Source organism: Enterobacter sp. 3U4 (genome assembly GCF_057224565.1).
In genome coordinates this window covers 278,638-296,539 of the sequence record NZ_CP136665.1, presented here as the reverse complement: position 1 = coordinate 296,539, position 17,902 = coordinate 278,638, and the positions used below count along the sequence as shown (strand labels likewise).

General features: G+C 57.6%; 20 protein-coding genes. 4 read left to right on the top strand and 16 right to left on the bottom strand.

Going from position 1 to position 17,902, the window contains the following annotated elements; translation table 11 throughout:
* The first annotated feature begins 17 nt into the window (after positions 1 to 17).
* A complete protein-coding gene (gene mutS / locus RVY89_RS01435) occupies positions 18 to 2,579 on the top strand; it encodes a DNA mismatch repair protein MutS (protein WP_484826686.1) in 2,562 nt (853 codons plus the stop codon).
* 139 nt (positions 2,580 to 2,718) lie between these two features.
* On the opposite strand, the gene RVY89_RS01430 is transcribed toward mutS, so the two are convergent.
* Genes RVY89_RS01430 through RVY89_RS01420 form a run of 3 tightly spaced genes read right to left on the bottom strand, consistent with a single transcriptional unit; the run spans position 2,719 to position 4,970 of the window.
* Complete coding sequence (locus RVY89_RS01430) at positions 2,719 to 2,940, bottom strand: non-oxidative hydroxyarylic acid decarboxylases subunit D (RefSeq protein ID WP_003862116.1); 222 nt, start codon at positions 2,938 to 2,940, stop codon at positions 2,719 to 2,721.
* Positions 2,941 to 2,950: 10 nt separating this feature from the next.
* Positions 2,951 to 4,378: a non-oxidative hydroxyarylic acid decarboxylases subunit C gene (locus tag RVY89_RS01425; RefSeq protein WP_484826685.1), complete on the bottom strand. Its 1,428-nt coding sequence runs from the start codon at positions 4,376 to 4,378 to the stop codon at positions 2,951 to 2,953.
* Complete coding sequence (locus tag RVY89_RS01420; RefSeq protein WP_008499595.1) at positions 4,368 to 4,970, bottom strand: non-oxidative hydroxyarylic acid decarboxylases subunit B; 603 nt, start codon at positions 4,968 to 4,970, stop codon at positions 4,368 to 4,370. The genes RVY89_RS01425 and RVY89_RS01420 overlap by 11 nt, the downstream gene beginning before the upstream one ends.
* Positions 4,971 to 5,142: 172 nt before the next feature.
* Here RVY89_RS01420 and RVY89_RS01415 point away from each other — a divergent pair, with 172 nt between their 5' ends.
* Entirely contained in the window at positions 5,143 to 5,550 is a 408-nt protein-coding gene (locus RVY89_RS01415) for a MarR family winged helix-turn-helix transcriptional regulator (RefSeq protein WP_023294441.1), read from the top strand.
* Here RVY89_RS01415 and RVY89_RS01410 read toward each other — a convergent pair.
* Positions 5,547 to 6,434: a LysR family transcriptional regulator gene (locus RVY89_RS01410; RefSeq protein ID WP_484826684.1), complete on the bottom strand. Its 888-nt coding sequence runs from the start codon at positions 6,432 to 6,434 to the stop codon at positions 5,547 to 5,549. The genes RVY89_RS01415 and RVY89_RS01410 overlap by 4 nt on opposite strands.
* A gap of 108 nt (positions 6,435 to 6,542) precedes the next feature.
* Here RVY89_RS01410 and RVY89_RS01405 point away from each other — a divergent pair, with 108 nt between their 5' ends.
* The gene (locus RVY89_RS01405; RefSeq protein WP_484826683.1) at positions 6,543 to 7,745 is read left to right on the top strand and encodes an MFS transporter; all 1,203 of its coding nucleotides are present in this window, start codon (positions 6,543 to 6,545) and stop codon (positions 7,743 to 7,745) included.
* A complete protein-coding gene (locus RVY89_RS01400) occupies positions 7,742 to 8,122 on the top strand; it encodes a DUF4440 domain-containing protein (RefSeq protein WP_484826682.1) in 381 nt (126 codons plus the stop codon). The genes RVY89_RS01405 and RVY89_RS01400 overlap by 4 nt, the downstream gene beginning before the upstream one ends.
* 52 nt (positions 8,123 to 8,174) lie before the next feature.
* On the opposite strand, the gene rpoS is transcribed toward RVY89_RS01400, so the two are convergent.
* From rpoS to cysD, 12 genes are all read right to left on the bottom strand, one after another.
* Complete coding sequence (rpoS, locus tag RVY89_RS01395) at positions 8,175 to 9,167, bottom strand: RNA polymerase sigma factor RpoS (RefSeq protein ID WP_008499600.1); 993 nt, start codon at positions 9,165 to 9,167, stop codon at positions 8,175 to 8,177.
* Between the two features lie 59 nt (positions 9,168 to 9,226).
* Positions 9,227 to 10,351 (bottom strand): murein hydrolase activator NlpD, encoded by a 1,125-nt coding sequence (nlpD, locus tag RVY89_RS01390; RefSeq protein WP_484826681.1) that lies wholly within the window; start codon positions 10,349 to 10,351, stop codon positions 9,227 to 9,229.
* Between the two features lie 116 nt (positions 10,352 to 10,467).
* Positions 10,468 to 11,094: a protein-L-isoaspartate(D-aspartate) O-methyltransferase gene (locus RVY89_RS01385; RefSeq protein ID WP_023333224.1), complete on the bottom strand. Its 627-nt coding sequence runs from the start codon at positions 11,092 to 11,094 to the stop codon at positions 10,468 to 10,470.
* Complete coding sequence (gene surE, locus RVY89_RS01380) at positions 11,088 to 11,849, bottom strand: 5'/3'-nucleotidase SurE (RefSeq protein ID WP_023333225.1); 762 nt, start codon at positions 11,847 to 11,849, stop codon at positions 11,088 to 11,090. The genes RVY89_RS01385 and surE overlap by 7 nt, the downstream gene beginning before the upstream one ends.
* Positions 11,830 to 12,879, bottom strand: a complete 1,050-nt coding sequence (truD, locus tag RVY89_RS01375) for a tRNA pseudouridine(13) synthase TruD (protein ID WP_484826680.1) — start codon at positions 12,877 to 12,879, stop codon at positions 11,830 to 11,832. The genes surE and truD overlap by 20 nt, the downstream gene beginning before the upstream one ends.
* Positions 12,876 to 13,355, bottom strand: coding sequence for a 2-C-methyl-D-erythritol 2,4-cyclodiphosphate synthase (gene ispF, locus RVY89_RS01370; RefSeq protein ID WP_008499607.1), 480 nt, complete (start codon positions 13,353 to 13,355; stop codon positions 12,876 to 12,878). The genes truD and ispF overlap by 4 nt, the downstream gene beginning before the upstream one ends.
* On the bottom strand, positions 13,355 to 14,065 hold the full coding sequence (ispD, locus tag RVY89_RS01365; protein ID WP_484826679.1) for a 2-C-methyl-D-erythritol 4-phosphate cytidylyltransferase: 711 nt from the start codon (positions 14,063 to 14,065) through the stop codon (positions 13,355 to 13,357). The genes ispF and ispD overlap by 1 nt, the downstream gene beginning before the upstream one ends.
* Positions 14,066 to 14,084: 19 nt before the next feature.
* Positions 14,085 to 14,396: a cell division protein FtsB gene (ftsB, locus tag RVY89_RS01360; protein WP_008499609.1), complete on the bottom strand. Its 312-nt coding sequence runs from the start codon at positions 14,394 to 14,396 to the stop codon at positions 14,085 to 14,087.
* A gap of 166 nt (positions 14,397 to 14,562) precedes the next feature.
* Positions 14,563 to 14,889, bottom strand: coding sequence for a DUF3561 family protein (locus tag RVY89_RS01355; RefSeq protein WP_008499610.1), 327 nt, complete (start codon positions 14,887 to 14,889; stop codon positions 14,563 to 14,565).
* A 58-nt stretch (positions 14,890 to 14,947) separates the two neighbouring features.
* On the bottom strand, positions 14,948 to 15,553 hold the full coding sequence (gene cysC, locus RVY89_RS01350) for an adenylyl-sulfate kinase (RefSeq protein ID WP_484826678.1): 606 nt from the start codon (positions 15,551 to 15,553) through the stop codon (positions 14,948 to 14,950).
* The gene (gene cysN, locus RVY89_RS01345) at positions 15,553 to 16,977 is read right to left on the bottom strand and encodes a sulfate adenylyltransferase subunit CysN (RefSeq protein WP_484826677.1); all 1,425 of its coding nucleotides are present in this window, start codon (positions 16,975 to 16,977) and stop codon (positions 15,553 to 15,555) included. Before cysN ends, cysC begins: the two co-directional genes overlap by 1 nt.
* Positions 16,978 to 16,986: 9 nt before the next feature.
* Entirely contained in the window at positions 16,987 to 17,895 is a 909-nt protein-coding gene (gene cysD / locus RVY89_RS01340; protein ID WP_006811770.1) for a sulfate adenylyltransferase subunit CysD, read from the bottom strand.
* Positions 17,896 to 17,902: the final 7 nt, after the last annotated feature.

Genomic DNA, 17,902 nt, shown 5'->3' with positions numbered 1-17,902 from the left:
ATGGACATCATAACTCCATGAGCACAATCGACAATTTCGACGCACATACGCCGATGATGCAGCAGTATCTGAAGCTGAAGGCACAGCATCCGGAAATTCTGCTGTTTTACCGTATGGGCGATTTTTACGAGCTGTTTTATGACGACGCTAAGCGTGCATCGCAGCTGCTCGACATCTCGCTGACCAAACGTGGCGCATCGGCAGGCGAACCCATTCCGATGGCAGGCATTCCTCACCACGCGGTAGAAAACTACCTGGCGAAGCTGGTGAATCAGGGTGAGTCCGTTGCCATCTGCGAACAGATCGGCGATCCGGCAACCTCAAAAGGTCCGGTGGAACGCAAAGTCGTGCGCATCGTCACGCCAGGCACCATCAGCGATGAAGCCCTGTTACAGGAGCGACAGGATAACCTGCTGGCAGCGCTGTGGCAGGACGGTAAAGGGTTTGGCTACGCGACGCTGGACATCAGCTCCGGGCGTTTTCGTCTGAGTGAACCGGCTGACCGTGAAACAATGGCTGCCGAACTTCAGCGCACCAACCCGGCAGAATTGCTCTACGCCGAAGATTTCGCCGAAATGGCGCTGATTGAAGGTCGTCGCGGGTTGCGCCGTCGTCCGCTGTGGGAATTCGAAATTGATACCGCGCGCCAGCAGCTGAATCTGCAGTTTGGCACCCGCGATCTGATTGGCTTTGGCGTTGAAAACGCTCCGCGCGGGCTGTGTGCGGCCGGTTGCCTCCTGCAGTACGTGAAAGATACCCAGCGCACCGCCCTGCCGCATATCCGCTCTATCACCATGGAGCGCCAGCAGGACAGCATCATCATGGATGCCGCCACGCGCCGTAACCTGGAGATCACGCAGAACCTGGCGGGTGGCGTAGAAAATACGCTCGCGTCGGTCCTCGACAGTACGGTCACGCCAATGGGCAGCCGCATGCTGAAACGCTGGCTGCATATGCCGATCCGCAATACCGAGACGCTGGTTTGCCGTCAGCAGACGATTGCTGCGTTGCAGGATCGCTACAGCGAGCTGCAGCCGGTCCTGCGCCAGGTGGGCGATCTGGAGCGTATCCTTGCTCGTCTGGCGCTGCGCACGGCACGACCACGCGACCTCGCGCGGATGCGTCATGCTTTCCAGCAGCTGCCGGAACTGCGTGCGCAGCTGAGTGACGTTGACAGCGCGCCGGTACAGAAACTCCGCGAAACCATGGGTGAATTTACCGAACTCCGCGAGCTGCTGGAGCGCGCCATTATTGATGCGCCTCCGGTTCTCGTGCGTGATGGCGGCGTGATTGCTCCGGGCTACAACGAGGAGCTGGACGAATGGCGCGCGCTGGCCGACGGCGCGACGGACTACCTCGATAAGCTGGAAATCCGCGAGCGAGAGCGTCTTGGGCTCGACACCCTAAAAGTGGGTTATAACGCGGTACACGGTTACTACATTCAGATCAGCCGCGGGCAGAGTCATCTGGCGCCGATTCACTACGTTCGTCGCCAGACGTTGAAAAACGCCGAACGCTATATCATTCCCGAGCTGAAAGAGTACGAGGACAAAGTGCTCACCTCGAAAGGGAAAGCGCTGGCCCTGGAAAAACAGCTCTATGAAGAGCTGTTCGACATGCTGATGCCGCACCTGGCCGACCTGCAGCTCAGCGCCAGCACGCTGGCGGAGCTGGACGTGCTGGTGAATCTGGCTGAACGCGCGGAAACGCTAAACTACACCTGCCCAACCTTTACCGACAAGCCCGGCATTCGCATCACTGAAGGCCGTCACCCGGTGGTCGAGCAGGTGCTGAACGAACCGTTCATCGCCAACCCGCTGAGCCTGTCACCGCAGAGAAGAATGCTGATCATTACCGGTCCGAACATGGGCGGTAAGAGTACCTATATGCGTCAGACCGCGCTGATTGCCCTGCTTGCCTATATCGGCAGCTACGTTCCGGCGCAAAACGTGGAGATTGGCCCCATCGACCGCATATTTACCCGCGTCGGAGCTGCAGACGATCTGGCAAGCGGTCGCTCAACCTTCATGGTCGAGATGACAGAAACGGCAAACATTCTGCATAACGCGACGGAGCACAGCCTGGTGCTGATGGACGAAGTCGGACGCGGAACGTCAACCTATGATGGACTGTCGCTGGCATGGGCCTGTGCGGAAAGCCTTGCTAATAAAATCAAGGCCATGACGCTGTTCGCCACCCACTACTTCGAGCTGACGCAGCTGCCGGAGAAAATGGAAGGGGTTGCGAACGTTCATCTGGATGCGCTGGAGCACGGCGATACCATTGCCTTCATGCACACGGTGCAGGATGGCGCGGCGAGCAAGAGCTATGGCCTGGCCGTAGCGGCGCTGGCAGGCGTACCGAAAGAGGTGATCAAGCGCGCACGTCAGAAACTGCGTGAACTGGAAAGCCTGTCACCGAATGCGGCGGCGACGCAGATTGATGGCACGCAGATGTCGCTGCTGGTGCCGGCGGAAGAGACATCCCCTGCCGTGGAAGCGCTGGAGAACCTCGACCCGGATTCACTGACGCCGCGTCAGGCGCTGGAGTGGATTTATCGCTTGAAGAGTCTGGTATAGTTTTCTGCGGTCTGTTTTGTCGGGTGACGGCTTCGCCTTACCCGAGCTACAAAACCCGTAGGCCCGGTAAGCGCAGCGCCACCGGGCAAAAGACCGCACAATATTATCGCCCGGTAAGCGCAGCGCCACCGGGCTTTCTTTACAGCAGCGGCGGGATCGTCGGCACCTGCGGCGCCTCGTCAATATCCTTCTGCGTCATGCGGAACGCTTCCGGGTAATGCTCGCGGCTGGTACGGCGCAGCGGTTCGGTATCGCGCCAGGTATACAAACAATGCTGGCACTGGTAAACGGTCCAGACCCCTTTCACCGGCGACGTCGCCATCACTTCAATATGCTCATCGGCACAACGTGGACAAATCATCTTTTCCTCCTTATTGGCGTGCAGCCAGCATCGCGGTCAGTTTTTCAGCCCAGGCTTTGGTTTCGGGCAGATCCTGTACCGGCTGGCTATAGTGGCCCCGGGTATCCGGTGCGACAGGCGTGGTCGCATCAATAATCAGTTTGTCGGTAATGCCCGCCGGACTGGATCCTGGATCGAGTTCCAGCACCGACATGTTCGGCAACTGCACCAGATCGCCTGCCGGGTTGACCTTCGATGACAGCGCCCACATCACCTGCGGAAGGTTGAACGGGTCTACATCCTCATCCACCATGATCACCATCTTCACGTAGCCCAGGCCGTGCGGCGTGGTCATGGCGCGCAAACCAACCGCGCGGGCAAAACCGCCGTAACGCTTTTTGGTGGAGATAATCGCCAGCAGGCCGTGGGTGTACATCGCGTTCACCGCCTGCACTTCCGGGAACTCCGCTTTCAGCTGCTGGTAGAGCGGCACGCAGGTGGCTGGCCCCATCAGATAATCAATTTCGGTCCACGGCATACCGAGGTAAAGTGATTCGAAAATCGGTTTGGTGCGGTAAGAAACTTTGTCGATACGTACAACCGTCATGTTGCGGCCACCGGAGTAGTGCCCGGTAAACTCGCCGAACGGCCCTTCAATTTCGCGCTTACGGCCTTCAATCACCCCTTCCAGGATCACTTCAGAACCCCACGGCACGTCGAAGCCGGTCAGCGGCGCGGTGGCAATCGGATATGGGCTTTCACGCAGCGCGCCGGCCATTTCATACTCTGACTGATCGTATTTCAGCGGCGTCGCGCCCATCAGCGTAATGATCGGATCGTTGCCGAGGGTAATCGCGATCGGCAGGTCTTCGCCGCGCTCTTCCGCTTTGTGCAGATGCAGAGCGATATCGTGCATCGGTACCGGCTGCAGGCCGAGCTTGCGCTTGCCCTTTACTTCCATGCGGTAGATGCCAACGTTCTGCTTGCCGAAGTGATCCGGATCGAGCGGATCGCGCGAGACGACGCACGCTTTATCGAGATAAAAACCCCCGTCGCCGTCGTTCAGACGGAACAGCGGCAGAATATCGAACAGGTTAATGTCTTCACCTTCCACCGTATTCTGTGCCCAGGCAGGGTTGGCGCGGCGCTCTGGCGCAATCGGGAATTTATCCCAGCGGCGGATAAACTCGTCGATCTGCTTTTTCACCGGCGTGTTCGCAGGCAGCCCCATCGAGATGGCATGGTTCTGCCAGGAGCCGATGGTGTTCATCACCACGCGGGCATCGGTAAACCCGCGAATGTTGTCGAACCACAGCGCGGGCGCGCCGTCACCGATGCGCCCCGTCGCGTTGGCTGCCGCCGCCAGATCGGGCTCCGCGTTTACCTCTTCCTCAATTTTCAGCAGTTGCCCTTGCTCATCGAGCGCCTGCAGGAAGCTTCTCAAATCATCAAATGCCATCTTTATTCTCCTGTGAAAAATGTTTCGCCTCCCGCAACCCGTTCCAGCGGCGCGCCTTTTTATGCTCCAGACCAAACTGGTCAAGCACGCGGGTCACAATATGCTGGGTAATGTCATCGGCGGTTTGCGGGTGGTTGTAATACGCAGGCATAGGCGGCACCATCGCCACGCCCATGCGGGAGAGCGCAAGCATATTCTCCAGATGAATGGTGCTGAGCGGCGTTTCACGGGGTACCAACACCAGCTTGCGCCCCTCTTTCAGCACCACATCCGCCGCACGGCCCACCAGCCCTTCGGCATAGCCCGCGCGGATCCCGGCCAGCGTTTTCATACTGCAGGGAATGACGATCATGCCGTCGGTACGAAACGAACCGGAGGAGATAGTGGCGGCCTGGTCAGCCGGGCTATGGACAACGTCAGCCAGCGCAGCAACGTCCTGCGCGGTGTATGGCGTTTCCAGCTCAATGGTAGTTTTTGCCCACTTCGACATCACCAGATGCGTCTCTACTTCCGGCATTTCCCGCAGCGCCTGCAGCAGCGCCACGCCCAGCGGAGCACCCGTTGCCCCCGTCATTCCCACGATTAATCTCATTCAACACCTCAATCAATTTGTTCGTACACGAACATTATGAATAAACTACTCCCGGATCGATTTCCTGACAAGATTGTTCGTATACGATCACACGAATTGCTAAAAAATGCCGCGTTAAAATCCAGAGCAAGAGCGGCTATCATAGAGGGAGATTTTTTCCGTCGGAGTGTTCATGGAACTAAGACAAGAGGCGTTCCACCTGTTACGTCAGCTTTTTCAACAGCATACCGCTCAGTGGCAACATGCATTACCGGAGCTGACCAAGCCGCAGTATGCGGTGATGCGCTCCATTGCCGAGCATCCGGGCATCGAACAGGTGGCACTGACTGAAGTCGCGGTCAGCACGAAAGCGACCCTGGCGGAGATGCTCAGCCGCATGGAGGCGCGCGGTCTGGTCAAACGCGAGCACGATCCGGCCGATAAGCGACGCCGGTTTGTCTTCCTGACCCCAGAAGGTGAGGCCCTGCTTGCAGACTGTAAGCCGGTAGGCAATGAGGTTGATGAGGCCTTTTTAGGCCGTCTGAACAAGGCCGAGCGAGAGCAGTTCTCGGCTCTCATCAAAAAGATGATGCATGATTAATTCACGCTGGTGCGCATAAAATCGATAAAGGTACGCACCTTTGCTGATACATGCCGGGCATCAGGATAGACCGCATAGATGCCCTGCCGCGCAAAAGTATATTCCGGTAACACCGGGACCAGTTCTTCCGCATCAAGCGCATCTCGCACCAGCCATTCCGGCAGTAACGCCACGCCACCGCCTGCGAGCGCAAAGGCCATAAGAGCCTGAGCGCTGTCGGCAAACAGGCGCGGCGCTTTTTTTATCTCCAGCATGTCAGGCGCACCGCTGGCATCTCTCACCTGCCAGCGCAGCGGCGAGGCCAGACGCTCGTGGATGATCCAGTCAGCATGGGCCAGCTGCGCAAACGATTCGATCGGGTTTCTCACAAGCCACTCGGGCGTCGCGACGGGGAGAATAGAAAAGTGAGAAATCAGTGCGGCGTGGTTGCGTGAATCGACAAGCGTCCCCAGCCGGATGGCGACGTCAAAGCGCTCCGAGATAAGGTCGGCGTGCAGGGACGACGAAACGTGTCGCACGCGAAGATCCGGGTGCTGCTGGCTAAATCTGGCCAGCAGCGGCACCACGATCCGGGAGCCATATTCAGGCGTAGTCGTGATCCGCAGTTCACCGGTAAGCCCTGCATGGTTCGCGCGGACATCATCCTGCAGCCGTTCGGCGTCCTTCAGAAGCGCCACGCTGCGCTGATGAAACAGCACGCCCGCCTCGGTTAACGTCAGGCGGCGGGTGGAGCGCAGCAGCAGCGTAACGCCCAGCTCATCTTCAAGCTGGCGGATATTAAAGCTGACCACAGCTTTTGTCAGCCCCATTGCCTCGGCTGCGGCAGTGAAACTGCCGGTATCGGCCACCGCGACAAACATCTGCGCCCGCTGTAGGTTAATCATCCTCACGCCTTTTATTGTCAAAATATTTTTGACAGTATATCGCGCTTTGTCAGGTTTATCCGTGCTTCCCGGATCGATACGATACGCCACCTCACCGGAGGATCCGCCATGACGTATCGCAGCAAAATTGCCGTTGTCTATCTGCTGGGCTTTTTTCTTGATTTAATCAACATGTTTATTGCCAGCGTCGCTTTTCCGGCAATGGCTCACGCCTTTACAGCCACGCCTTCTGCGCTTGCCTGGGTCAGTAACGGGTATATTGCCGGCCTGACGCTGGCGATCCCGTTCAGCAACGTGCTGGCGCGCCGCATCGGGCCAAAGCGCGTTATCCTGCTTTCGCTTTTTCTGTTCAGTGCAGCCTCAGCTGCGGCGGGCCTGTCTGCAACGCTGGAAACGCTGATCGCCTGGCGAGTGCTTCAGGGCGTGGGAGGAGGCTTACTGATCCCCGTCGGACAGGCGCTGACCTGGCAACAGTTTAAGCCTCACGAGCGCGCCAAACTCTCCTCGGCGGTGATGATGGTTGCGTTGCTTGCCCCGGCCTGCTCCCCGGCTGTCGGCGGCATGCTGGTGCAGACGCTGGGCTGGCGATGGATCTTTTTCGTCACGCTCCCGGTGGCTATCGTGACCTTTGTTCTGGCCTGTCTGTGGCTTAAACACGAAAAACCCACGATGAACGCGGCCAGACTGCTAAACCTGCCCCTGCTCGTGGACCCACTTTTGCGTTTTTCCATGCTTGTCTATTTATGCGTCCCCGGCATATTTATTGGGGTGAACGTCACGGGCATGTTTTATCTTCAGCACGAGGCGAACATGAGCCCAGCCGCAACGGGAATGCTCATGCTGCCGTGGTCTGTGGCATCGTTTATCGCCATCACGGCGACGGGACGTTATTTTAACCGTATCGGCCCCCGGCCGCTGATCGTCATCGGCTGCCAGTTGCAGGCGGCGGGTATTCTGCTTTTGGTTGACGTCAGCTCGTCAACGCTGTTGCCTGTCGTCGCGTTTACCCTGATGGGCGCGGGAGGAAGCCTGTGCAGCAGTACGGCTCAGAGCAGCGCGTTTCTGACAACGCGCCGGGACGAGATGCCGGATGCCAGCGCGCTGTGGAATCTCAATCGCCAGCTGAGCTTTTTTGCCGGTGCCCTGCTGCTGGCGCAGGTGCTGAACCTGGCGCAGTCGTGGCTGACACCGCACGACGCCTGGCAGGGAATGTTTATTTTTGCCGCAGGCATAACCTTGCTGCCTGTACCGTACGTTTTTCGTCTTAACAATACGCAGGTGCTAAACCAGCTGCGACAGGAGAATTCATGACGCCTTTCGAACACGACATTATCGACCTCCACATTGCGCTTGAAGACTGGTTAGGCAAAGGTGAAGGCGACCCCGACATCCTGCTTGCCCGTTTCCGTCCCGATTTTCTGATGATCCCGCCGGGCGGTGTGCAGGTCGACTATAGCGGCCTGGCCAGTTTTCTGGAAAAACAGCGCGGAAGCCGTCCCGGGCTGAAAATCGTCATTGACGAATTAACCACGATCCAGAGCGGCGATCGAGGTGCAGTGCTTCACTACAGGGAGACGCAAACCCGGCCAGACCTGCCCGTCAACGTGCGCTGGTCGACCGCGGTGCTCAGTCAGGAAGGCGACAAAATAACGTGGCGTCTGCTGCACGAGACGGCGGCACAGCCGTAACACAAAAGAAAAAGGCCCGTCTCACGACGGGCCTTTTTTGACGAAAGGTTGCTTATTCGCGGAACAGCGCTTCGATATTCAGACCTTGCCCCTGCAGGATTTCACGCAGGCGGCGCAGACCTTCAACCTGAATCTGACGAACACGTTCACGGGTCAGGCCAATTTCGCGGCCGACGTCTTCCAGTGTCGCAGCTTCATACCCCAGTAAACCGAAACGACGTGCCAGCACTTCACGCTGTTTGGCGTTCAGTTCGAACAGCCATTTGACGATGCTCTGCTTCATGTCATCGTCCTGCGTGGTGTCTTCCGGACCGTTATCTTTTTCATCGGCCAGGATGTCCAGCAGCGCTTTTTCGGAGTCGCCACCCAGCGGGGTGTCGACGGAGGTAATGCGCTCGTTGAGACGCAGCATACGGCTTACGTCATCAACCGGTTTATCGAGTTGTTCGGCAATCTCTTCTGCGCTTGGCTCGTGGTCCAGTTTATGGGACAACTCGCGCGCGGTGCGCAGATAAACGTTCAACTCTTTGACGATGTGAATCGGCAGGCGGATCGTACGGGTCTGGTTCATAATAGCCCGTTCGATGGTCTGACGAATCCACCAGGTCGCGTAGGTTGAGAAACGGAACCCGCGTTCCGGGTCAAACTTCTCAACTGCGCGGATGAGACCTAAGTTGCCCTCTTCAATCAGATCCAGCAGAGCCAGACCACGATTGCCGTAACGGCGGGCAATTTTCACGACCAGTCGCAGGTTACTTTCAATCATGCGACGACGCGAGGCCACATCACCACGCAAAGCACGACGTGCGAAATAGACTTCTTCTTCGGCCGTTAGCAGTGGAGAGTAACCAATCTCCCCAAGGTAAAGCTGAGTCGCGTCCAGTACACGCTGTGTGGCACCCTGCGATAACAGCTCTTCTTCAGCCAAATCGTTATCACTGGGTTCCTCTTCTACTAAGGCTTTTTCGTCAAAAGCCTCTACTCCGTTCTCATCAAATTCCGCGTCTTCATTTAAATCATGAACTTTCAGCGTATTCTGACTCATAAGGTGGCTCCTACCCGTGATCCCTGAACGAGACACCCTGGCTGGCATGCCCCGTCAAATTATCGCTGCGGCAAATACTGCAGCGGGTTTACGGATTTCCCCTTGTAACGAATTTCAAAATGCAAGCGTGTAGAACTGGTTCCGGTGCTACCCATGGTAGCGATTTTTTGCCCCGCCTTAACTTCTTGTTGTTCCCGGACCAGCATTGTGTCGTTATGGGCGTAGGCACTCAGGTAATCATCGTTATGTTTGATGATAACAAGATTACCGTAACCGCGCAGAGCGTTACCGGCATACACAACGCGTCCGTCTGCGGTCGCGATGATAGCCTGTCCTTTACTCCCTGCGATATCGATCCCTTTATTTCCCCCTTCGGAGGAAGAGAAGTTTTCGATAACCTTGCCGTCAGTCGGCCAGCGCCATGCAGAAATCGGCGAACTGGAGGTCATACTGCTGGCAGTCGGTTCAGTAGAGCTAACCACAGGTGCCGTAACCGGTGCTGTGACAGCAGTCGCAGTACCTTTATTATTCGGCAACATTTTGTTAGCAGTCTGATCACCTGAATCCTCAGAATACGTAATTACAGGTTGTGAAGCAACAACCGTGGTGGATTTTTGTGCAGGCTTAACGCTGTTATTTTGAGCCGTTACATCGGCCGCTGAAACCGTATTGCCAGGGGTCAGAGGCGTGCCCGTCGCGTTGCCCACCTGGAGCGTTTGCCCGACTTCCAGACCGTATGGGGCCTGGACGTTATTGCGCTGCGCGAGGTCACGGAAATCGTTCCCGGTGATCCAGGCAATATAGAACAGCGTATCGCCGCGTTTCACGGTATAGGTGCTGCCACCGGTGTAGCTGCCTTTCGGAATGTTCCCATACTTTCGGTTATAGACTATGCGGCCATTTTGGGTCTGAACAGGTTGTTCAACTGGCTGAACCTGTGTTGGCTGTGTAACAGGATGTTGCACAGGCTGAATTTGTGGTGTTTGCTGCGGCGCAGCACTACCCATTTTAGGTGGCGGCGTGATTAACATTCCGCTGGACGTGTTACCGGAGCCGCTGTTTCCGCCGACGGAACTGACGGGCGCAGGCGCGTTGTTAGAACTTGTACAGCCTGCCAGCCAGAGCGAAACCAGTGATAATGCCGCAACACGGCTGATGGTGAATTTAGGGCTTCCCGCGCTCATTTATCCCCCAGGAATGTGTTAACTACCAGTGACTTAAAATTTACCGTGATGGCACGAATCTTTCGCGCCACACCATACGCTGAATTTGCCTTAATAACCCTGGATAATTCCGAGTCTCAGGCCAACTCCCCCTTGACCAGAGGCACAAAGCGCACGGCTTCTACGGTGTCGATAATAAACTCGCCTCCGCGCCGACGAACGCGCTTCAGCAGCTGCTGCTCGTCCCCGACAGGCAGAACCAGAATGCCCCCCTCATCCAGCTGCGACAACAGGGCTGCTGGAATTTCAGGCGGGGCCGCCGTCACGATGATAGCGTCAAACGGGGCGCGAGCCTTCCAACCCTGCCATCCATCACCGTGTCGTGTCGAAACATTATGTAAATCAAGTTGTTTCAGGCGACGACGCGCCTGCCACTGTAAACCTTTAATCCGCTCAACGGAGCAAACATGATGCACCAGATGCGCCAGGATCGCGGTCTGATACCCCGACCCGGTGCCAATCTCCAGCACGCGGGAGTCGGGCGTCAGCTCCAGCAGCTCCGTCATTCGCGCGACCATATAAGGCTGCGAAATCGTCTGGCCCTGCCCGATGGGCAGCGCTACGTTTTCCCACGCTTTGTGCTCAAACGCCTCGTCTACAAATTTCTCACGCGGAACCTGAGCAAGCGCTTCGAGCACGTGCTCGTCGCGGATCCCCTGCGCGCGGAGTTGTTCCAGAAGAGTTTGTACACGTTTGTTTACCATTGCGCGTTCACTCCTGCGCGATCCAGCCAGCCCGACACCACATCATGCGCGCTATACGCGGTTAAATCTACGTGCAGCGGAGTAACCGAAACATAGCCTTCCTCTACGGCGGCAAAGTCGGTATCCGGACCCGCATCGCACTTATCGCCGGGAGGGCCAATCCAGTAAAGCGTGTTGCCGCGAGGATCCTGCTGCGGGATCACCTGATCGGCAGGATGTCGGCTTCCGCAACGGGTGACGCGAATGCCTTTAATTTCATCAAGAGGAAGATCCGGCACGTTGATGTTGAGGATGCGCCCGGTACGCAACGGCTCGCGGCCGAGCGCCCGCAGGATCGAACAGGTTACCGCGGCAGCGGTGTCGTAGTGCGTGTGGCCGTTTAACGAGACCGCCAGCGCCGGGAACCCCAGATGGCGCCCTTCCATTGCGGCCGCCACGGTACCGGAGTAAATCACGTCATCGCCGAGGTTAGGACCGGCGTTAATGCCGGAGACGACGATATCCGGACGCGGACGCATCAGCGCGTTCACGCCCAGAAAAACGCAGTCGGTTGGCGTGCCCATCTGCACGGCAATATCGCCATTTTCAAAGGTAAAGGTGCGAAGCGACGACTCCAGCGTCAGAGAGTTAGACGCTCCACTGCGGTTACGATCGGGTGCCACGACCTGCACGTCCGCAAATTCGCGGAGGTGTTTCGCCAGGGTCTGAATGCCTGGCGCGTGGATCCCGTCATCGTTACTCAGCAATATTCGCATAATCACCCGAGGTGTTGATAAGTTCCCTGACAACACTGGTGGCAAAGCTACCTGCCGGTAGCCAGAAGCGTAACTCGACGGTCACGTCATCCCACCAGTTCCAGCTTAACTGCTGCGGATAGAGCAGCATCGCGCGGCGTGCCGCTTCAACTTTTTCCCGCACCAGCAAGGATTGCAATTCTGGCGCATCCGCTACGGCTGACTGCTCGGCGGCCAGCGCGTCGCCCAGTGTTCCCCAGTCGCCCGTGCCGGGCAGCGCGGCGGTAATCATCAGCGCTTTTGCGTCCACGCGCGACTGCACATCGGCCATTTCTTCGGCCGTTGCCACAAACCAGCTTCCGCGTCCCGCTAATTGTAGCGCATCGCCAACAACAACTTGATTCGCGTCCGGTTTTTTCAGCCTTTCGCTCACAATCTGATTAAACAACGCACTGCGGGCCGCCGACAACCAAAAACTGCGTTTATTCCTGTCCCGCACCGGCGCGTCGCTTTGCGCCCAGCGCAGCGCGCCCTGCAGGTTGCTGCCGCCAATGCCAAAGCGCTGCGCGCCAAAGTAGTTCGGCACGCCGCGTTCACTGATAGCGTTCAGACGTTTTTCAACGTCTTCGCGGTGGGTCACTTCCCGCAGTACCAGCGTAAAGTCGTTACCCTTCAACGCCCCCAGACGCAGCTTGCGCTTGTGGCGGGCATATTCCAGTACCTTACAGCCCTCAAGCTCAAATTTGCTTAAATCAGGCATCGTATTGCCGGGAACGCGCGCGCAGAGCCACTGTTCAGTGACGGCGTGTTTATCTTTCTGCCCGGCAAAGCTCACTTCGCGGGCATGAATTTTAAGGAATTTTGCCAGCGCGTCGGCCACAAAGCGGGTATTGCAGCCATTTTTCAGAATACGCACCAGGATATGTTCGCCTTCGCCATCCGGCTCGAAGCCCAGATCCTCCACCACGAGGAAATCTTCCGGGCTGGCTTTCAGCACCCCGTTCCCCTGCGGTTTGCCGTACAGATATGTCAGGTTGTCGAAGTCTGTCATTTGCTCGCCTTCACCAGCAGCGCTACGGCTTCGCAGGCAATCCCTTCGCCACGACCGGTGAAGCCCAGCTTCTCGGTGGTCGTCGCTTTGACGTTCACGTCGTCCATATGGCAGCCCAGATCTTCTGCGATAAACACGCGCATCTGCGGAATGTGCGGCAGCATTTTCGGGGCCTGGGCAATAATCGTCACGTCGACGTTACCGAGGGTATAGCCTTTCGCCTGAATGCGGCGCCACGCTTCGCGCAGCAGTTCGCGACTGTCCGCGCCTTTAAATGCCGGGTCGGTGTCCGGGAACAGCTTGCCGATATCCCCCAGCGCGGCAGCGCCCAACAGCGCGTCGGTCAGCGCATGCAGCGCCACGTCGCCATCAGAATGCGCCAGCAGTCCTTTTTCATAAGGAATGCGCACGCCGCCAATGATAATTGGGCCTTCTCCGCCAAAGGCGTGTACATCAAAACCGTGTCCAATTCGCATTATGCCTTCTCCTGATGGGTCGAACGGGTAAGATAAAATTCCGCGAGCTGTAAATCTTCCGGACGCGTCACTTTAATATTATCAGCGCGTCCTTCAACAAGCTCAGGATGGAAACCACAATACTCCAGCGCAGAGGCTTCGTCCGTAATGGTCGCCCCTTCGTTAAGCGCGCGCGTTAGGCAGTCGTGGAGTAATTCGCGGGGGAAAAATTGTGGCGTCAGCGCGTGCCATAGATCGACGCGATCGACGGTGTGGGCGATAGCCTGTTTGCCCGGCTCGGCGCGCTTCATGGTGTCGCGCACGGGGGCGGCCAGAATGCCACCCACTTTGCTGGTTTCGCTCAATGCCAGCAGGCGAGCGAGATCGTCCTGATGCAGGCACGGACGCGCTGCGTCATGCACCAGCACCCAGGGCGCGTTTCCGGCGGCCTGAATCCCTGCCAAAACGGAATCGGCGCGCTCGGCACCGCCATCGACAACGGTAATCTGTGGATGATTAGCCAGCGGCAGCTGCGCGAAGCGCGCATCGCCCGGGCTGATAGCGATGATCACCCGCGTCACCCGCGGGTGCGCCAGCAGCGCCGCCACGGCGTGCTCGAGGATCGTTTTATCGCCAATAGAGAGGTATTGCTTGGGACATTCTGTCTGCATGCGCCGGCCAAAACCTGCGGCCGGCACCACGGCGCATACGTCCGAAAAAGTTACTGCCATGTCGTAATCCTGGGCCTGATTATCGATTGTTTTGTGCTGAGCCCTGATTGCGTTTAGACGCATCCGGAACCAGACGATAAAAGGTTTCGCCCGGCTTAGTCATACTGAGTTCATTGCGTGCGCGTTCCTCAATCGCCTCTTGCCCGCCATTGAGGTCATCAATTTCAGCAAAGAGTTGATCGTTTCGCGCCTTAAGTTTGGCGTTTGTTGCCTGCTGAGCCGCGACGTCATCGCTTACCCGGCTATAGTCGTGCAGTCCGTTCTTACCGAACCACAGCGAGTATTGCAGCCAGATTAGCAAAGCCAGCAACAGCAGCGTTAGTTTACCCATCCTGCCCCCTGAAAAACGGCATCATCATCCCAAGACTTCCCCAGAGCACTACGCCGGGGTAACAGAGATGCCGCAACATCGCGGGCAAATGTACCACATTTTTTCCGCAGAATCGTCCTGCACAATATCGTTACACAGTTGGTTACGGTTTGAATTATGGCTGAAGTTAGCCCATGAGCCACAAAAATAACAGACCAAACATCAGCACCACCGTCACAATCGTGACCACGGTGCTGTACAGGAGCTTACCGTTGAGCAGCGAGTGCAGCGCAATGCCGACGACAACCGCCACGGGCATCAGCGCCAGAAAGAAAGGCCAGGTGTAGAGAAAGAAGAACAGCGTGTTACCGCCGTAGATGAGAAACGGGATACCCAGCGCCAGCAACCATGAGACGAAGCCAATGATGGCCCCAGGAAATGACCAGGTCGTTTCGTCGTCGGTCGCAAGCGGCTCCGACCCGGTGGTGGTGATGTAATGTTCACTGTTGCGCATAGCTAGTCCTGTGACCGTGACTCATCGTTCGGGAAGACAGCTCCCGAACGATACCGTCTCAGGATCTGATAATATCGTCCCGTCTGAGCAGGTCTAATAATTGGCTTACTAAATTTGTTACCAATTGTTGACCTTCCAGGTGAATTTCAGGCGATTCAGGCGCTTCGTATACCGCGTCAATTCCGGTGAAGTTGCGCAGTTCTCCGGCACGCGCTTTTTTGTACAGCCCTTTCGGGTCGCGCGCTTCGCAAATCTCCAGCGGCGTATCGACAAACACCTCGATAAAGCGCTCGTGACCCACGCGTTCGCGCACAATCTGGCGCTCGGCGCGGTGCGGAGAGATAAACGCGGTCAGCACCACCAGCCCGGCATCGGCCATCAGGCTGGCCACTTCGCCCACCCGGCGGATGTTCTCTTTGCGGTCGTCGTCGCTGAACCCCAAATCGCTGCACAGGCCGTGGCGCACGTTGTCGCCATCCAGCAGGTACGTGCTTACGCCCTGCTGATGCAATGCCTCTTCCAGCGCGCCCGCCACCGTCGATTTACCCGAGCCGGACAGCCCGGTAAACCACAGCACAACCCCACGGTGACCGTGGAGCTGTTCGCGCTGGGCGACGGTGACCGGATGAGGATGCCAGACGACGTTCTCATCATGGGCAGCCATTACTTGCCTCCCAGCAGATCGCGCGCGCCCCAGTGCGGGAAGTGTTTACGCACCAGCGCGTTCAGTTCCAGCTCAAAGGCGCTGAATTCTGAAGCGGTGGACGCCTGTTCGTTTGGCTCGCGGACCATCCCCGCGCCGACGGTGACGTTCGTCAGGCGGTCAATAAAGATCAGTCCTCCCGTCACCGGATTCTGCTGATACGGATCCAGCACCAGCGGTTCGTCGAAGGTCAGATCGACCAGACCAATCCCGTTCAGCGGCAGCTCGGTAACCTCACGCTGGGTCAGGTTGTTGATATCAACCTGGAACTGGATACCGTCCACGCGGGCGCGGGTTTTCTTGCCGGCAATTTTGATGTCGTAGCTCTGGCCCGACGTCAGCGGTTGCTCCGCCATCCACACCACGTCCACGGAAGCCCCCTGTACGACGGCCAGCGTTTCCTGCGCGTCGACCAGCAGGTCGCCCCGGCTAATATCAATTTCGTCTTTCAGCACCAGCGTTACGGCTTCACCGGCGCCCGCGTCCTGCAGGTCACCGTCGAAGGTGACGATGCGGGCGATGGTCGATTCCACGCCGGATGGCAGCACCTTGACGCGCTGACCAACCTTCACGGAGCCTGACGCGAGGGTGCCGGAAAAACCGCGGAAATCGAGGTTAGGACGGTTCACGTACTGCACCGGGAAGCGCATCGGCTGGGTATCGACCACGCGCTGGATTTCAACCGTTTCCAGCACTTCCAGCAGCGTCGGGCCGCTGTACCACGGCATGTTCGCGCTCTGGGACGCGACGTTATCCCCTTCCAGCGCCGAGAGCGGCACAAAGCGAATGTCTAGGTTGCCCGGCAGCTGTTCGGCAAAGGTCAGATAGCTCTGGCGGATCTCCTCGAATTTTTCTTCGCTGAAGTTGACCAGATCCATCTTGTTGACCGCCACCACCAGGTGTTTGATCCCCAGCAGCGTCGAGATAAAGCTGTGGCGACGGGTCTGATCCAGCACGCCTTTACGCGCGTCCATCAGCAGGATCGCCAGGTCGCAGGTGGACGCGCCGGTCGCCATATTGCGGGTGTACTGCTCGTGCCCCGGGGTGTCAGCAATAATAAATTTGCGCTTCTCGGTAGAGAAATAGCGGTAGGCCACGTCGATGGTGATGCCCTGCTCGCGCTCCGCCTGCAGGCCATCCACCAGCAGCGCCAGATCGAGTTTTTCACCCTGGGTGCCGTGACGTTTACTGTCGTTATGCAGGGACGAGAGCTGATCTTCGTAAATCTGGCGCGTATCGTGCAGCAGGCGGCCAATCAGGGTACTTTTCCCGTCATCCACGCTGCCGCAGGTCAGAAAACGCAGCAGGCTTTTGTGTTGCTGCGCGTGCAGATACGCTTCCACGCCGCCTTCTTTGGCAATTTGTTGAGCAATAGTGGTGTTCATGGCGGCTCCTTAGAAATAACCCTGACGTTTCTTCAGCTCCATGGAGCCTGCCTGGTCGCGGTCAATCACGCGCCCCTGTCGCTCGCTGGTGGTGGACACCAGCATCTCTTCGATGATTTCCGGCAGCGTCTGCGCGCTGGACTCCACCGCGCCGGTCAGCGGCCAGCAGCCGAGTGTACGGAAACGCACCATCTGTTTTTTGATCACTTCGCCCGGCTGCAGGTCGATGCGATCGTCGTCGATCATCATCAGCATGCCGTCGCGCTCCAGCACCGGACGCTCGGCGGCCAGATACAGCGGAACGATCTCGATGTTTTCCAGATAGATGTACTGCCAGATATCCAGCTCGGTCCAGTTGGAGAGCGGGAAGACGCGGATGCTTTCGCCTTTGTTAATCTGACCGTTGTAGTTGTGCCACAGCTCCGGACGCTGGTTTTTTGGGTCCCAGCGGTGGAAGCGGTCGCGGAAGGAGTAGATACGCTCTTTAGCGCGGGATTTCTCTTCGTCTCGGCGAGCGCCGCCGAAGGCCGCGTCAAAACCGTATTTATTCAGCGCCTGCTTCAGCCCTTCGGTTTTCATGATATCGGTGTGTTTGGCGCTGCCGTGCACGAACGGGTTAATGCCCATCGCTACCCCTTCCGGGTTTTTATGCACCAGCAGCTCGCAGCCGTAGGCTTTCGCAGTACGGTCGCGGAACTCGTACATTTCGCGGAATTTCCAGCCGGTATCCACGTGCAGCAGCGGGAACGGCAGCGTGCCCGGATAAAACGCTTTACGCGCCAGATGCAGCATGACGCTGGAATCTTTACCGATGGAGTACATCATCACCGGGTTAGAAAACTCGGCGGCCACTTCGCGGATAATATGGATACTTTCCGCTTCGAGCTGCCGCAGGTGTGTAAGACGTTTTTGGTCCATAACCGTT

Coding starts and splice junctions, on each gene's coding strand:
- RVY89_RS01415 (WP_023294441.1), top strand. CDS start 5,143: ATGGAACTAAGACAAGAGGCGTTCCACCTGTTACGTCAGCTTTTTCAA.
- rpoS (WP_008499600.1), bottom strand. CDS start 9,167: ATGAGTCAGAATACGCTGAAAGTTCATGATTTAAATGAAGACGCGGAA.
- surE (WP_023333225.1), bottom strand. CDS start 11,849: ATGCGAATATTGCTGAGTAACGATGACGGGATCCACGCGCCAGGCATT.
- RVY89_RS01425 (WP_484826685.1), bottom strand. CDS start 4,378: ATGGCATTTGATGATTTGAGAAGCTTCCTGCAGGCGCTCGATGAGCAA.
- ftsB (WP_008499609.1), bottom strand. CDS start 14,396: ATGGGTAAACTAACGCTGCTGTTGCTGGCTTTGCTAATCTGGCTGCAA.
- cysC (WP_484826678.1), bottom strand. CDS start 15,553: ATGGCTGCCCATGATGAGAACGTCGTCTGGCATCCTCATCCGGTCACC.
- RVY89_RS01355 (WP_008499610.1), bottom strand. CDS start 14,889: ATGCGCAACAGTGAACATTACATCACCACCACCGGGTCGGAGCCGCTT.
- cysD (WP_006811770.1), bottom strand. CDS start 17,895: ATGGACCAAAAACGTCTTACACACCTGCGGCAGCTCGAAGCGGAAAGT.
- mutS (WP_484826686.1), top strand. CDS start 18: ATGAGCACAATCGACAATTTCGACGCACATACGCCGATGATGCAGCAG.
- RVY89_RS01405 (WP_484826683.1), top strand. CDS start 6,543: ATGACGTATCGCAGCAAAATTGCCGTTGTCTATCTGCTGGGCTTTTTT.
- RVY89_RS01410 (WP_484826684.1), bottom strand. CDS start 6,434: ATGATTAACCTACAGCGGGCGCAGATGTTTGTCGCGGTGGCCGATACC.
- nlpD (WP_484826681.1), bottom strand. CDS start 10,351: ATGAGCGCGGGAAGCCCTAAATTCACCATCAGCCGTGTTGCGGCATTA.
- ispD (WP_484826679.1), bottom strand. CDS start 14,065: ATGGCAGTAACTTTTTCGGACGTATGCGCCGTGGTGCCGGCCGCAGGT.
- RVY89_RS01430 (WP_003862116.1), bottom strand. CDS start 2,940: ATGATTTGTCCACGTTGTGCCGATGAGCATATTGAAGTGATGGCGACG.
- truD (WP_484826680.1), bottom strand. CDS start 12,879: ATGACAGACTTCGACAACCTGACATATCTGTACGGCAAACCGCAGGGG.
- ispF (WP_008499607.1), bottom strand. CDS start 13,355: ATGCGAATTGGACACGGTTTTGATGTACACGCCTTTGGCGGAGAAGGC.
- RVY89_RS01385 (WP_023333224.1), bottom strand. CDS start 11,094: ATGGTAAACAAACGTGTACAAACTCTTCTGGAACAACTCCGCGCGCAG.
- cysN (WP_484826677.1), bottom strand. CDS start 16,977: ATGAACACCACTATTGCTCAACAAATTGCCAAAGAAGGCGGCGTGGAA.
- RVY89_RS01420 (WP_008499595.1), bottom strand. CDS start 4,970: ATGAGATTAATCGTGGGAATGACGGGGGCAACGGGTGCTCCGCTGGGC.
- RVY89_RS01400 (WP_484826682.1), top strand. CDS start 7,742: ATGACGCCTTTCGAACACGACATTATCGACCTCCACATTGCGCTTGAA.